This window comes from Amycolatopsis sp. NPDC004368, from assembly GCF_053602515.1.
Genome location: NZ_JBSGDT010000006.1, coordinates 206,727 through 221,088 on the forward strand (window position 1 = coordinate 206,727; position 14,362 = coordinate 221,088).

The 14,362-nt window shown below is 70.5% G+C and carries 14 protein-coding genes; 10 read left to right on the top strand and 4 right to left on the bottom strand.

Features of this window, described 5'->3' with window-relative positions:
- Positions 1–27 precede the first annotated feature (27 nt).
- From ACWEOE_RS12625 to ACWEOE_RS12635, 3 genes are all read left to right on the top strand, one after another.
- Positions 28–531 (top strand): ArsR/SmtB family transcription factor, encoded by a 504-nt coding sequence (locus ACWEOE_RS12625; protein WP_452007608.1) that lies wholly within the window; start codon positions 28–30, stop codon positions 529–531.
- Positions 532–573: 42 nt separating this feature from the next.
- Positions 574–2,007, top strand: coding sequence for a GTPase HflX (hflX, locus tag ACWEOE_RS12630; protein ID WP_452007610.1), 1,434 nt, complete (start codon positions 574–576; stop codon positions 2,005–2,007).
- Between the two features lie 92 nt (positions 2,008–2,099).
- Complete coding sequence (locus tag ACWEOE_RS12635; protein ID WP_452007700.1) at positions 2,100–3,101, top strand: hypothetical protein; 1,002 nt, start codon at positions 2,100–2,102, stop codon at positions 3,099–3,101.
- 263 nt (positions 3,102–3,364) lie between these two features.
- Here ACWEOE_RS12635 and lexA read toward each other — a convergent pair whose 3' ends face one another.
- Positions 3,365–4,081, bottom strand: coding sequence for a transcriptional repressor LexA (lexA, locus tag ACWEOE_RS12640; protein WP_452007612.1), 717 nt, complete (start codon positions 4,079–4,081; stop codon positions 3,365–3,367).
- A gap of 349 nt (positions 4,082–4,430) precedes the next feature.
- Between lexA and ACWEOE_RS12645 the strand changes: the two genes are divergently transcribed.
- The 4 genes from ACWEOE_RS12645 to ACWEOE_RS12660 all read left to right on the top strand — a co-directional run bounded on the left by ACWEOE_RS12645 (position 4,431) and on the right by ACWEOE_RS12660 (position 9,501).
- On the top strand, positions 4,431–4,991 hold the full coding sequence (locus ACWEOE_RS12645) for a LysM peptidoglycan-binding domain-containing protein (RefSeq protein WP_452007614.1): 561 nt from the start codon (positions 4,431–4,433) through the stop codon (positions 4,989–4,991).
- 308 nt (positions 4,992–5,299) lie between these two features.
- Positions 5,300–5,791: a transcriptional regulator NrdR gene (gene nrdR, locus ACWEOE_RS12650; RefSeq protein ID WP_452007616.1), complete on the top strand. Its 492-nt coding sequence runs from the start codon at positions 5,300–5,302 to the stop codon at positions 5,789–5,791.
- Between the two features lie 37 nt (positions 5,792–5,828).
- A complete protein-coding gene (locus tag ACWEOE_RS12655; protein WP_452007618.1) occupies positions 5,829–8,645 on the top strand; it encodes a vitamin B12-dependent ribonucleotide reductase in 2,817 nt (938 codons plus the stop codon).
- A gap of 250 nt (positions 8,646–8,895) precedes the next feature.
- A complete protein-coding gene (locus ACWEOE_RS12660) occupies positions 8,896–9,501 on the top strand; it encodes a ferritin-like domain-containing protein (RefSeq protein ID WP_452007620.1) in 606 nt (201 codons plus the stop codon).
- Here ACWEOE_RS12660 and ACWEOE_RS12665 read toward each other — a convergent pair.
- The gene (locus tag ACWEOE_RS12665) at positions 9,498–10,124 is read right to left on the bottom strand and encodes a TetR/AcrR family transcriptional regulator (protein ID WP_452007622.1); all 627 of its coding nucleotides are present in this window, start codon (positions 10,122–10,124) and stop codon (positions 9,498–9,500) included. The two genes, ACWEOE_RS12660 and ACWEOE_RS12665, sit on opposite strands and share 4 nt — an antisense overlap.
- Positions 10,125–10,194: 70 nt before the next feature.
- On the opposite strand from ACWEOE_RS12665, the gene ACWEOE_RS12670 reads away from it, so the two are divergent.
- Both ACWEOE_RS12670 and ACWEOE_RS12675 read left to right on the top strand, forming a co-directional pair.
- Positions 10,195–10,443: a hypothetical protein gene (locus ACWEOE_RS12670; protein WP_452007623.1), complete on the top strand. Its 249-nt coding sequence runs from the start codon at positions 10,195–10,197 to the stop codon at positions 10,441–10,443.
- Positions 10,440–10,562: a hypothetical protein gene (locus ACWEOE_RS12675; RefSeq protein WP_452007625.1), complete on the top strand. Its 123-nt coding sequence runs from the start codon at positions 10,440–10,442 to the stop codon at positions 10,560–10,562. The genes ACWEOE_RS12670 and ACWEOE_RS12675 overlap by 4 nt, the downstream gene beginning before the upstream one ends.
- A gap of 39 nt (positions 10,563–10,601) precedes the next feature.
- Here ACWEOE_RS12675 and ACWEOE_RS12680 read toward each other — a convergent pair whose 3' ends face one another.
- On the bottom strand, positions 10,602–12,611 hold the full coding sequence (locus tag ACWEOE_RS12680; RefSeq protein WP_452007627.1) for a prolyl oligopeptidase family serine peptidase: 2,010 nt from the start codon (positions 12,609–12,611) through the stop codon (positions 10,602–10,604).
- Positions 12,612–12,729: 118 nt separating this feature from the next.
- Between ACWEOE_RS12680 and ACWEOE_RS12685 the strand changes: the two genes are divergently transcribed.
- Positions 12,730–13,719, top strand: a complete 990-nt coding sequence (locus tag ACWEOE_RS12685; RefSeq protein WP_452007629.1) for a neutral zinc metallopeptidase — start codon at positions 12,730–12,732, stop codon at positions 13,717–13,719.
- Here ACWEOE_RS12685 and ACWEOE_RS12690 read toward each other — a convergent pair.
- Entirely contained in the window at positions 13,712–14,290 is a 579-nt protein-coding gene (locus tag ACWEOE_RS12690; protein WP_452007631.1) for a TIGR03086 family metal-binding protein, read from the bottom strand. The genes ACWEOE_RS12685 and ACWEOE_RS12690 overlap by 8 nt on opposite strands.
- Between the last annotated feature and the right edge of the window lie 72 nt (positions 14,291–14,362).

Sequence of the window (14,362 nt, forward strand, 5' to 3'; positions counted from 1 at the left end):
TCACTTGCTTGTGCCTAGGCTGTGCGGGTGCCGACCCCACGACGTCCTTCGACGGAAGCCGAGGCCGCCGCGCTCGCGTCCGGAATACGCCTGCGCATCATCCGGTTGACCTCCTTCGAGGCCATGACGAACAAGGAGCTGGCCGAGCGGCTCGGGCGCGACCCGGCGACCACTTTGCACCACGTGCGACGCCTGGTGGAAACGGGTTTTCTCGCCCCGCAGCCCGAGCGGCGCGGGGCCCGCGGCGCCAAGGAGATCCCGTACCTGTCCACCGGCCTGTCCTGGCAGCTCGACAACGGCGAGGCGGACGCGTCCGTCGGCCAGGCCATGCTCGAGGCCTACCTCGCCGAGATCGGTGAGGCCGACCCCGCCGAGGTCGACTCAAGCCGGCTCGTCTTCCAGGTCGCGCCGGCCGAGGTCGCCGAGTTCAAGAACCGGCTCGCGCAGCTGCTCGAGGAGTTCCGCGAACGGCCCGCGGAACCCGGCGCCCAGCGCACGGCCGTCTATCTATCCGTCTACCCCAGCAGGTAATCACTCGGCTCCCGCGCCGAATCGTGGGAGCATGGAGGCACGATGACAGAATTGACCCACGAAGACCTGTACGACGACGACCCGTCGACCGGTGAGATGGAGCTCGAGGATCGCGCCTCGCTCCGCCGCGTCGCGGGGTTGTCGACCGAACTCACGGACGTCACCGAGGTCGAATACCGCCAGCTGCGGCTGGAGCGCGTCGTGCTGGTCGGCGTGTGGACCGAAGGCACCGCGGAGCAGTCGGAAGCCTCCCTCGCCGAGCTGGCGCGGCTGGCCGAGACGGCCGGTTCCGAGGTGCTCGAGGGCCTCGTCCAGCGGCGGGTGAAGCCGGATCCGGCCACGTACATCGGCTCCGGCAAGGTGCGGGAGCTGCGTGACGTGGTCGTGGCGACCGGCGCCGACACGGTGATCTGCGACGGCGAGCTCTCGCCCGGCCAGCTGCGCCAGCTGGAGGAGAAGGTGAAGGTCAAGGTGATCGACCGGACCGCCTTGATCCTCGACATCTTCGCCCAGCACGCCCGCTCCAAGGAGGGCAAGGCGCAGGTCGAGCTGGCCCAGCTGCAGTACCTCATCCCGCGCCTGCGTGGTTGGGGTGCGTCGCTGTCCCGGCAGGCCGGTGGCCGCGCCGGTGGCGCCAACGGCGGTGTGGGCCTGCGTGGTCCCGGTGAAACGAAGCTCGAAACCGACCGGCGGCGGATCAACAAGCGCGTGGCGAAGCTGCGCCGCGAGATCGCGGCCATGGACACGATCCGCGAGACCAAGCGCGGCCGGCGCGTGGCCAACGAGGTGCCCAGCATCGCGATCGTCGGCTACACCAACGCCGGCAAGTCGAGCCTGCTCAACGCGCTGACCGGCGCCGGGGTGCTGGTGGAGGACGCGCTGTTCGCCACCCTGGACCCGACCACGCGCCGGGCCCAGACGGCCGACGGGCGCACGTTCACCCTCACCGACACCGTCGGGTTCGTGCGGCACCTGCCCCACCAGCTGGTGGACGCGTTCCGCTCGACGCTGGAGGAAGCGGCCGACGCCGACCTGCTGCTGCACGTCGTCGACGGCGCCGACCCGGCACCGGAGGAGCAGGTGAACGCCGTGCGCGAGGTGCTCGGCGACATCACCCGCACGCGCAAGGAACCGCTGCCGCCCGAGCTGCTCGTGATCAACAAGGCCGACGCGGCCGACCAGGTCACGCTCGCGCGGTTGCGCCACCAGCTGGCGGGTTCCGTGCAGGTGTCCGCCCGCACCGGGGCCGGCATCGCGGAGCTGGCGGAGGTCCTCGCCGACCGCCTGCCGCGGCCGCAGGTCGTGGTCGAAGCGCTGGTCCCGTACGCGCGGGGCGAGCTCGTGGCCCGCGCCCACGCGGACGGTGAGGTGCTGGAGGAGGAGCACGTCGCCGACGGCACCCGCCTGCTCGTGCGGGTCCACCCGGATCTGGCGGCGGCTTTGCGCCGGTACGAAACCAACTCCTCGGCGCTCTGAACGTCTTCCGTAGTGTGCGGCCGAACCGGGTCGCACACTACGGAGGTGAGCTGGTGCGGGTCGTCCTCGCGGTGACGGCGGGTTTGCTGGTGATGGGCGCCGGCTCGATCGGTGCCGGGTCTGCTCACGCGGCCGAGTCACCGCCCGCGCCCACGGCGTTGTGCAAGGTCACCGACTCGCGGCTGAGCGAGCTGTCCGGCCTGGTCTCCGACGGCGACCGCTGGTACGCGATCGACGACGGCGGCACGAAGGTGCAGGTGTTCGTGCTCAACCACTCGTGCAAGGTGCAGAGCGTGCTCACCGCGAGCACCGATCCGTACGACGTCGAGGACCTCGCGCGCGCCGCCGACGGCACCCTGTGGCTCTCCGACACCGGCGACAACAGCCACAAGCGCACGACCGTGGCGCTGATGGAGATGAAGCCCGCGGGCGGCAGCGTCACGCTGCACCGCCTGACCTACCCCGACGGTTCGCACGACACCGAAGCGCTCATCCTCGACCGCTCGGGCACGCCGTACCTGATCACCAAGGAAGTGCTGGGCGACGCCGCCGTCTACCGGCCGACCGGCCCCCTGGCGACGCCGGGGCCGACCCCGCTGGAGAAGGTCGGCTCGCTGAACATCCACGACACCGACACCCCGGGCGGCCCGGTGGGCGCGTTCGGGTCCGTGCTGGTCACGGGCGGCGCCACCAGCGCCGACGGCAGCGTCGTGGCCCTGCGCACCTACACCGACGCGTACCTGTACCCGGCTCCGGACGGCGACGTGCTCGCGGCCCTCAAACGCAACCCCGTGCGGATTCCGCTGCCGAACGAGAAGCAGGGTGAGGCCATCGCCTTCGAACCCGACGGCACGCTGCTGTCGGGCAGCGAGGGCGTCGGGCAGCCCATCCGCTCGGTGAAAAACGCGACAGCTCTCGTGGCGGGCGCCCAGGCACCACAACGTGAGGCGGCCAAGCCCGCTTCGTCCGGCGCTTCGGGCGGCTCGGAGGACTCTTCGGGGGTGCCGCTGTTGCCGGCCGCGGGGATCGCGGTGGTGGTTGTGGTGGGTGTCTGGTTCCTGGTCAGCCGGCTGCGCCGGCGTACGCGTCGGTGAGTGCTGCCGGGTGAATGCTGTTGTCGTGCGCTGCGTCAGTGGTTTCGGGTGAGTGAACTCGCGTCGAGGCACTCGTCCCGGTGAAAAACCCGACCGCCGAGGTCCGTCCCGGGGAGGCAATCGGGGCGTGACCGTGCGGCGGAGGAGCGGGCGCGGGCACCGTCCGCACCGGACGCCGGAGAGGCTCCCGCCCGCGGCGCGGGGGCGATCGAGGCCGGGTTTCCTCGTCGCCGCCCCGCGGCCGCGTGGGTGAGCCGCCGGGGTCAGAGGCGGCGCAGGACCGCGACGACCTTGCCGAGGATGGTGGCGTCGTCGCCGGGGATCGGCTCGTACGCCTCGTTGTGCGGCATCAGCCAGACGTGGCCGTCCTTGCGCTTGAACGTCTTCACCGTGGCCTCACCGTCGATCATGGCGGCCACGATGTCGCCGTTCTCGGCGGCGGGCTGCTGGCGGACCACGACCCAGTCGCCGTCGGTGATCGCGGCGTCGACCATCGAGTCGCCGGTGACGCTGAGCAGGAAGAGCTCACCCTCGCCGACGATCTCGCGCGGCAGCGGGAACACGTCCTCGATCGCCTGCTCGGCCAGCACCGGGCCACCGGCCGCGATCCGGCCGACCAGCGGCACGTACGCCGCCTTCGGCATGGACGGCTGCTGGTCGATGTCGATGCCCATCGGGTTGTCGTCCGTGGTCGAGAGCACGCCCACGGCCCGCGGCCGGTTCGCGTCGCGGCGCAGGTACCCCTTGCGCTGCAGCGCGCGCAGCTGGTGGGACACCGACGAGGTCGACGTGAGCCCCACGGCCTCGCCGATCTCGCGGACGCTCGGCGGGTAGCCGAACCGGCTGACCCAGGTGCGGATCACGTCCAGCACCTGCTGTTGCCGCACGGTCAGCGTCTCGTCCACGTCGTAGACCTCGGGCAGGGCCGTCACCTTGCCCGAGCCACCGGGCGTGGTGCCCGCCTTGCTCTCCTTCGCCACTGTGTGTCCTTTCTGCACTGGGCGTCGCCTCCCAGCCGTTCGCGGCCGCCTCGCCCGCGGTCCGCGCGGTCCCGCGTGCGCCGGCCGGCTCCCGCGGACGCGGGTGCCCTCGCCGGCGACATCTGCCCGGCAGATGTCCTGGTCACCGACGTTAGCCCACCGAGCGTGACGATTTCAAACATCTGTTCGATCGACACGCCGTGTCCTCTCGATTTTGTCGGTGCGGGGTGGTAGACCTTCGCACGGACGTTCGATAGAACGCCTGTTCGACCTGAACCACATCGTTGCCGGTGAGAGCACCGGCCGGGGCTCGGATCGAACCGATCAGCAGGTCAGAAGGAGGTTCGCCATGTCGACTCTGGCAGACCGCGGGATCGTCCGCCCGCTCCGGCCCGTCCGCCGCGCCGCCGCGCCGGCCCGGATCCCGGGCCGGCCCGCCGACTCCGTCCCCGTCACCGCTCCCGGCACCCGCGAGCGCCGCGGTGAGCCGCTGCGGCCGCCGACCCGCGCCCGGGTGACCACCGGTCGCCTGGTCGCCGGTCGCCTGGTCACCGGTCGCCTGGTCACCGGTCGCCGCAGTGCCGGCACCGCGTGCGCCGAGCCGCACCGCCCCGCTGTGCGGTGGCCGTGGCTCGTCGCGATCGCGGTCGCCGCCTGCGTGGTGGTCACCGTTCTGGGTGTTTTCGGGTCCGGCGCGCCGGGTGGCGCGGTGCCCGGGCGCACCACGTCGGTGTCCGTGCAGCAGGGCGACACGCTGAGCGCGCTCGCCGCCCGGTTCGCCCCCGATTCGGACCAGGCCGCCGTGGTGGAGCGCATCAAACAGCTCAACCACCTCGACGACGCCGCGCTCGTGCCGGGTCTGCCGCTCACCGTGCCGGTTTCACCGGAGGTGGTCGGGTTCGGTTCGTGACCCTCGGGATGCGGTCGATCGCACCCCGAACCGGTGCCTTCTTCACCCGCTTGTGTCGCTTGCGTGGGCCGTCCGGGCGATCTATGGTCAACCCCTACATCTGGTAGTTACACCGCTGTAGTTGGTCCACAGGTAGGGGTAGACTGGACACCAGTTGTCCACAGCTGGTCGGTGTCCATCCACCGGTTTTCCACAAGTCGATCACCAGGCACGGGTCCGTGCGGGGTGATCGTGGTCCAGGCCGTAGCGTGGCGGCAGGGGCTGGTCGCGGACGGAATCGGCCGGCGTTGAGGGGAGGTGATCGGCGGATGAGGTGCCCGTTCTGCCGGCATGCGGACTCTCGGGTCGTCGACTCCCGAGAGGTGGATGAGGGACAGGCGATCCGGCGGCGGCGCTCGTGCGCCCAGTGCGGCCGGCGCTTCACCACGTCGGAGACGATGGTGCTCGCCGTCGTCAAGCGGTCCGGCGTCACCGAGCAGTTCAGCCGGGACAAGGTCGTCAACGGCGTGCGGCGGGCCTGTCAGGGCCGGCCGGTCGACGACGACGCGCTGCAGAAGCTCGCGCAGCGCGTGGAGGAGTCGATCCGTTCGGCCGGTCTGGCGGAGATCCCGAGCCACGAGGTCGGCCTGGCCATCCTCGGCCCCCTGCGGGAGCTCGACGGGGTCGCCTACCTCCGGTTCGCCAGCGTCTACCGCTCGTTCTCCTCGGTCGAGGACTTCGAGAAGGAGATCGCGGACCTGCGGGAAGCCATGGCGGGAACTGCCGCGGAAGAAGGAAGCGAGCGTGCCGGAGGCGATTGAGTCGCCTGCGCCGCGTGGGAGCGAGGGACGAGACCCGATGACCGAGACCGTGGGAACCGGCGCGGCGGCCGCCGGCCGCAGCAAGAAGAAGGCCAGCGGCGGGCTGGCCGTGCAGCGGGTCTTCACGACCGAAGGCGTGCACCCGTACGACGAGGTCGTGTGGGAGAAGCGCGACGTCGTGATGACCAACTGGCGCGACGGCAGCGTGAACTTCGAGCAGCGGGGCGTCGAGTTCCCCGAGTTCTGGTCGGTGAACGCCACCAACATCGTCACCAGCAAGTACTTCCGCGGCGCCGTCGGCTCCCCGCAGCGCGAGAGCAGCCTCAAGCAGCTCATCGACCGCGTGGTGAAGACGTACGTGAAGGCCGCCGCGGACCACGGCTACTTCTCCGGCGCGGGTGACCTCGAGATCTTCGAGCACGAGCTCACCTGGATGCTGCTGCACCAGGTCTTCAGCTTCAACTCGCCGGTGTGGTTCAACGTCGGCACGTCGTCGAAGCAGCAGGTCTCGGCGTGCTTCATCCTCGCCGTCGACGACACGATGGAGTCGATCCTCAACTGGTACCGCGAAGAGGGCCTGATCTTCAAGGGCGGCTCCGGCGCGGGCCTCAACCTCTCCCGCATCCGGTCCTCGAAGGAGCTGCTGACTTCCGGCGGCACCGCGTCCGGCCCGGTCTCGTTCATGCGCGGCGCCGACGCGTCCGCGGGCACCATCAAGTCCGGTGGCGCCACGCGGCGCGCGGCGAAGATGGTCGTGCTCGACGTCGACCACCCCGACATCGAGGAGTTCATCCAGACCAAGGCGCGCGAGGAAGAGAAGATCAAGGTCCTGCGCGACGCCGGGTTCGACATGGACCTCTCGGGCGCGGACATCGCCTCGGTGCAGTACCAGAACGCGAACAACTCGGTGCGCGTGTCCGACGAGTTCATGCAAGCCGTGGAGAACGGCTCCGAGTTCGGGCTGCGCGCCCGCCTCACCGGCGAGGTCATCGAGCGCACCGACGCGAAGAAGCTCTTCCGCACCATGGCGCAGGCCGCGTGGGAGTGCGCCGACCCGGGCATGCAGTACGACGGCACGATCAACGACTGGCACACCTGCCCGGAGTCCGGCCGCATCAGCGCGTCGAACCCGTGCAGCGAGTACATGCACCTCGACAACTCCAGCTGCAACCTCGCGTCGCTGAACCTGCTGAAGTTCGTGGCCGAGGACGGCACGTTCGACGCGCCGCTGTTCGCGAAGGCCGTGGAGTTCGTCATCACGGCGATGGACATCTCGATCTGCTTCGCCGACTTCCCGACCGAGCCGATCGCCGACACCACGCGCAAGTTCCGCCAGCTGGGCATCGGCTACGCCAACCTCGGCGCGCTGCTGATGGCGCTGGGACACGCGTACGACTCCGAAGGCGGCCGCGCGCTCGCCGCGTCGATCACGTCGCTGATGACCGGGGTGTCCTACCGGCGTTCGGCGGAGATGGCCAAGGTCGTCGGCGCGTACGACGGATACGCGCGCAACGCCAAGGCGCACCAGCGCGTGATGCGCAAGCACGCCGCGGCCAACGAACTGGTCCGCACCTACCACGCCAACGACGCGGCCGTCCGCGCGCTGGCCACCCAGGAGTGGCAGCGCGGGATCGAGCTGGGTGCGAAGAACGGCTGGCGCAACGCGCAGGCCTCGGTGCTCGCGCCCACCGGCACCATCGGTTTCATGATGGACTGCGACACCACGGGCATCGAGCCGGACTTCTCGCTGGTGAAGTTCAAGAAGCTCGTCGGCGGCGGGTCGATGCAGATCGTGAACCAGACCGTGCCGCGCGCGCTGAAGGCGCTGGGCTACCAGGACGAACAGGTGGAGGCGATCGTCGAGTACGTGGCGCAGCACGGCCACGTCGTCGACGCGCCGGGCCTGCGTCCGGAGCACTACGAGGTGTTCGACTGCGCGGTGGGCGAGCGGTCCATCGCCCCGATGGGTCACGTGCGCATGATGGCCGCGGTGCAGCCGTTCCTCTCGGGCGCGATCTCGAAGACGGTGAACATGCCGGAGTCGGCGACCGTCGAAGAGGTCGAGGAGATCTACTTCCAGGGCTGGAAGCTGGGCCTCAAGGCCCTCGCGATCTACCGCGACAACTGCAAGGTCGGCCAGCCGCTGTCCACGGTGAAGAAGAAGGAAGCCGAGCCCGAGCCGGAGAAGGTCGTGGAGTACCGCCCGGTGCGCCGCCGCCTCCCGAAGAAGCGCCCGAGCCAGACCGTCTCCTTCACCGTCGGCGGCGCCGAGGGTTACCTCCACGCCGGCTCGTACCCCGACGACGGCCTCGGCGAGATCTTCGTCAAGCTGGGCAAGCAGGGCTCGACCCTGGCGGGCGTGATGGACGCCTTCTCGATGTCGATCTCCGTGGGTCTGCAGCACGGCATCCCGCTGGAGTTCTACGTCTCGAAGTTCTCCAACCTGCGCTTCGAGCCCGCCGGCATGACGGACGACCCGGACATCCGCATCGCCACCAGCGTGATGGACTACCTCTTCCGCCGCTTGGCGCTGGACTACCTGCCCTACGAAAAGCGCTCCCAGCTCGGCATCTTCACCGCCGACGAACGCTCCGCCGAAGTCGAGTCCAACTACGGCGGCATGGACCTGGAGGCTCTGCGCACCAGCGTGGACTCCTCCCCGGCCTCGGCCCCCACGCCGGCCGCCGCGACCGAACCGTCCACACAGGACGCCCACAGCACGGCCGAACTGATGGAACTGCACCTCGGCAAAGCGGCCGACGCACCCCTGTGCATGACTTGTGGGACGAAGATGCGTCCGGCTGGGTCTTGTTACGCGTGCGAAGGCTGTGGCGCGACGTCGGGTTGCAGCTGATCGTTGGTGGTTGAAGCGGGGAGCCGGGTTTCCGGCTCCCCGCTTTGCTGTCCGATGCCGAGTATCCGTTTGCCGTGCACGCGTGGCCGTCGGTTCCGAACAGGATCTCCACAAGTTCTCCGGCCCCGCACCACAAGCGTGGGCCAGCATCGGGCGCGTGGAGTGGTCGGAAGAGTTCAGCGCGGAAGCTCGCAGGCGGCAAATGCGTCCCGAACCCGAGTGGGGGAGAGGCGCGCGACTGCAGCCCGCCGTGATCAGGAGTCTGCAGCGGTTTCAGGTGGGGGAGTCCGGCGACGGCGCCAATCTCATCGCCAAGGCGGAGCCGCGGTGGCGAAGCGCGGTGGAGTTGTTCGTGAAGGAGGAGCAGAACCACGCGCGGCTGCTGGCCGAGCTGCTGACGGCCGCGGGCGCGACGACGATCCGCAAACACTGGTCCGACACGGTGTTCGTGACGCTGAGGCGGGCGTTGGGGATCAGGCTGGAGCTGATGGTCCTCCTGATCGCGGAAGTGGTGGCGCTCGGCTACTACAAAGCTCTCGTCGACGGCGCCACCGACCCGCTCACGCGGGAGGTCGCGGCGCGGATCCTGGCGGATGAGGAACGGCACGTGCCGTTCCAGTGCGACCAGCTCAGGGGGAAGCTCGGCAAAGCAGCGGCGATCCCGTGGCGGATCCTGTTCGTGGGTGCGCTGGCGGCGGTGGTTCTCGATCACGGCCGGGTGCTCGCCGACGTCGGCGTCACGCGGATCGAGTTCGCTGCCGGGGTGCTGAGCCGGTTCGAGCAGGTGCTCCGGGACGTCGACAAAGGACCGAAGCCGGCGCTGAGGCCGCGAGCCCGGCCGCGCGGGTTGGTTTAGCCGTGCGGGTTGGTTTGGCCGTGCGGGTTGGTTTGGTGGAGTGAAGCCAGGTGCGCCCGGAGCACCTCGCGGCAGGCGGACGTCGGCGTGATCTCCGGACCGAGGGCCGCCCGAAACGTCAGGCCGTCGAGCAGGGCGGCCAGGCGGTGGGCCTCGACCTCGGACGGGTGACCCAGGGCCGCGGTGACGCGGCGGGCCAACGCGAGAGTGCCGCGCAGCGCTTCGGCCGACAGGTCGGCCAGGCCGGGGTCCGTGCGGGCCGCGACGAGGAACTCGACGAGCACTGAGGCCTCGGCGAGGCGGGGGGCGTCGAGGGGGAGGAGTTCGGCCAGGAAGTCCGTGAGCTGGGCGAGCCCTTCGTCGTGGGAGAGGTCGGTCAGGGGGCGCAACGCCTCACGGCGACGCTCCAACCGCGCCGTCACGCGGTCGATGGTCGAGCGCATGGCGAAGCGCATGAGGTCTCGCTGACCGTCGAAGTAGTGGCGGACGGAGCCGATGTTCAAGCCCGACTCCGCGGCCACCGAGCGCAGCGACACCGCCGGCAGCCCGTCGCGCGCGGCGAGCCGGAGCACGGCGTCCGCGATGTCCGCGCGGCGCTGGTCACCATCCACCTGTTTCGGCACTGGACCTTTTTATCACACCTGTGATACCAATGTTTATGTCACAGTCGTGATAGAAAACGAGGTGGGAGAGATGGAGACGTACCTGACCTTCATGCTGGTCCGGTTCGGCCTGATCGCCGGGGGACTGGTGGTGCTGGGTCTGATCGCGTTCGCGGTCGCCGTCGCGTTGAAGCGCAGGGGGCACGGTGACCGGGTGCGAGAGGCGGCGAGGTTCGCGGGACGGGCGCTCGCCGAGCGACGAAGCACCGGGGCCCGACGCAGCACCGGGCTCGGCAACGCGATCGCAAGGGAAGCGTTGCGGCGCGTGGACCGCCGATGAGCGACGAGCTCGTCCACCACCTGCTGGTGGACCTGCTGAGCAAGGGGCTGATCGTGATCACCGCGGTGGTGGTGCTGGTGGTCGGCGCCGTGGTGATCTGGCGAAAGGCGGGGAGGTGACCGCGGGGGCACGACGAAACCGCGCCCCCGCGGCAGACCTCAGGAAAGCCGGGTCCAGAGGAACTCGAACACCAGCGCCCACTTGAACGCCAGCTGCGCGTTGTCCGCCGCGCCGCCGTGGCCGCCCTCGATGTTCTCGTAGTAGCGCACGTCGTGGCCCTGCTCGGACATCCGGGCCATCATCTTGCGGGCGTGGCCGGGGTGCACGCGGTCGTCGCGGGTGGACGTGGCGAACAGCGTCGGCGGGTACGTCCGTCCCTTGTGGACGTTGTGGTACGGCGAGTACTTCGAGATGTACTCCCATTCCTCGGCCACGTCCGGGTCGCCCCACTCGGCCATCCACGACGCGCCCGCCAGCAGCAGGTGGTAGCGCTTCATGTCGAGCAGCGGCACCTGGCTCACGACGGCGCCGAACAGCTCCGGGTACCGCGTGAGCATCACGCCCATGAGCAGCCCGCCGTTGCTGCCGCCCAGGATGCCGAGCCGCGCGGCCGTGGTGATGCCGCGCGTGACGAGGTCGCGGGCGACCGCGGAGAAGTCCTCGTACACCTTGTGCCGGTTTTCCTTCACGGCCTGCGAATGCCACTGCGGCCCGTACTCGCCGCCGCCGCGGATGTTGGCGACCACGTACGTGCCGCCGCGCGCGACCCAGCCGCGGCCGATCACGCCGCTGTACGCGGGCGTGAGCGACACCTCGAAGCCGCCGTAGCCGTTGAGCAGCGTCGGGCCGTCCTGCGCGCCCGGCGGGCGGACGACGAAGTACGGGATCTTCGTGCCGTCCTCCGAGGTTGCGAAGTACTGCGCGACCTCGACCCCGGCCGCGTCGAAGAACGACGGCGCCTGCTTGAGCACCTCGACGGCGCCGCCGACCTCGCCCCGGCTCAACGTCGAGGGCTGCAGGTAGCTCGACGAGTCGAGGAGGTACTCGTCGCTCTCGTCCGGGTCGGTGCCCACGATGTCGGCGCTGCCGAACTGCGGCGCGCCGCCCAGGGGCGCCTCGGTCCAGCCGTCCGGACCGTGGGTCACGGCCACGAGCTCGGTTTTCACGTCCCGCAGCTTCGCGAGCAGCACGTGGTTGCGGGTGAACGTGTAGTACTCGAGCGAGGTGTGCGCGTCCGGTGTGAACAGCGCGGTGAAGTCCCGCGAGCCCGCCTGGAAGGCGTCGAAGCCGATCACGAGCAGCGCGCCGGCCGGGTGCTCCACCCCGTCGACGGTCCACGGCGAGCGCGGCTGGACGTACAGCCACTCGCGCTCCACCGAGATTTCCACGTCGTCGGGCAGGTCGAGCTTCTCCATCCCGGACGCGGTCCGCAGGTAGACCTCCGTGCGGTAGAAGTCGAGGGAGCGGTGCACGAAGTCGCGCTCGAAGCCCTCGGTCGGGTCGTGGAAGGCCGACACGGCGACGTCCTCGGGCTTGCCCTCGAACACCAGCTCCGCCGATTCGAGCGGCGTGCCGCGGCGCCATTCCTTCGTCAGCCGGGGGTAGCCGGACGTGGTGAGCGTGTCCGGGCCGAAGTCGGTGCCCACGTACACGCGGTCGGCGTCGATCCAGCCGATGCGGTTCTTCGCCTCGGGCAGGAAATAGCCGCCTTCGACGAACTCGTGCGCGTCGAGGTCGAACTCGCGCACCACGGTCGCGTCGGCGCCGCCGCGCGAGAGCTGCACGAGCCCCAGGCGGTGGCCCGGCCGCAGCACGGCCGCGCCCTTCCACACCCAGTTCTCGCCCTCGGCCTCGGCCAGCGCGTCGACGTCGAGCAGCAGCTCCCACTCCGGCTCGGCCTTGCGGTACTCCTCCAGCGTGGTGCGCCGCCACAACCCGCGCGGGTGCTCGGCATCCTGCCAGAAGTTGTAGAGGCGGGCGCCGCGGCGCGTCACGTAGGGGATGCGCCCCCCGGCGTCGAGGACTTCTCGGATCTCGTCCCGCAGCGCGGCGAAGCGTTCACCGGACGTGAGCACGTCCAGCGTCTCGGCGTTGCGGGTGCGGACCCAGTCCAGTGCTTCGTCGCCGGTTACGTCTTCCAGCCACAGGTACGGATCTTCGTCACTCATGGCCCCAGTCTCGCCGCCGCACCCGGGTTCCGGCCACCCGCCCGGTGTTCCCGTTTCGTGATCCCGCCCGGCCGGGTGCTCCGTATGCTGGAGCGCGCGGTTGACAGGGGGAGCGCACTTGAGTGAAAACGCGGGCGGGGTGCCGCCGAGCGAACCGGCCGGGCCGCCGCCACCGCCGCCGATGGTGGCCCGGCCACCCGCCGTGAACCCGTGGGCCCCGGTTTCGTACGGTCCGCCGCGCCGCCGCGGCCGCGGGGTCGCCGGCGCCGTGATCGCGCTCGCGATCCTGGTCGTCACGGTCGGGATCGTGGCCGTGGTTCCGCACGAGCTGTCCGGGCACGCGATCGCCGTGCCGACGTCGGTGCACCGCTCCGACGCTTCGCCGGGCGAAGGAGCCCGCGACGATCCCCGCGCGGTGCCGGAACTGGAGACCAACCCGCTGCTCGCCGAGGGCGTCGCGCTCGGCTCGGTGTCGTGCGACCTGCCCCAGCTCGGGAGCACCGGGCCGGCGCTGTCGGCGTTCTACGACGCGCTCACCGGCTGCCTCGAACAGGCGTGGCGGCCGGCGCTGGAGCACGCGGACGAGCCGAGCGTGAAGGTCACCGTGTCGGTGACGCTGCCGAAGGTGAGCGCGTGCGGTGCGGCGCCGTCGAAGGACGAGGCCGTGGCCTACTACTGCGGCGGCGACACCACGATCTACGCGCCGACGGACTGGATGCTGTCCGACGCCGGGCAGAACCGCTCGCGCCACCTCGCGACCATCGCCCACGAGTACGGCCACCACGTGCAGAGCGAGAGCGGCATCCTCACCGCCGCGGCCGACCGCATGTCGTCGCCCGATCAGGACAGCCCCGCCGACCAGGAGATGGTGCGGCGCATCGAGCTTCAGGCCAACTGCTTCGGCGCGCTGTTCATCGCCGCCGCGGAAGGGCGCGGCTCGATCAGCCGCGCCACGGCCAACGCGGCCGTCGCCGACTACGGCCGCGCCGACAACAGCGAGGACCACGGCTCCCGCGCCCACCAGCTGTCCTGGGCGAAGGCCGGCTACTCCGGCGGCACCACGGCCTCCTGCAACACGTGGTCGGCGCCGGCCGACGAGGTCAGCTGAGCGAGCACCCGGGGTCGCGGCCGAGCAGCCCGATCAGCCGATCGAGCTCGTCGGCGCTGTCAGGCACCTCGATGAGGGGGCCGAACACCCCGCTCACGGCCCGCTCGGCCGGGTCGGTGGGCACCACGGCCGCGAATTCGAGCGCGGCGTGGACCGCTTCCGGCACGGGCTCGTAGGGCACGCCGATCGTCTTCGCGAGGTCCCAGCCGTGCACGACGGTGTCGACGAGGTGCATCGCCGCGGCGATCTCGGCGGGGAACGGGCCGTTCTCGTGGATCTTCACGGGCCGCCGCAGCGCGCCGTCTTCGCCGAACGCGGCGAGGAAGTCGTCGACCGAAGCGGCGTAGGACGCGTACGCGTCTTCGCCGAGCCGGCCCGCGTCCCAGTCGTTTGCTTCGCCCCGGCGCACGGCTTCGGCGAAGGCGTGGTTCTCGCTCACCTGGTGGCGCAGCAGGTCGGCCAGCGTCCAGCCCGCGCAGGGTGTCGGGCGGGAAAGGTCCTGGTCGGTGGTGGCGGCGACGAGCTTGTCGAGGACGAGCAGGGACTGGCGGTCGAGTTCGAACGTGGTCATGTCCCGGACGCTAGCCCGCCGCAGCGGACCAGGAGAAGGTCCAAAACCAGCCGAACTCCGGTGGACCAATCT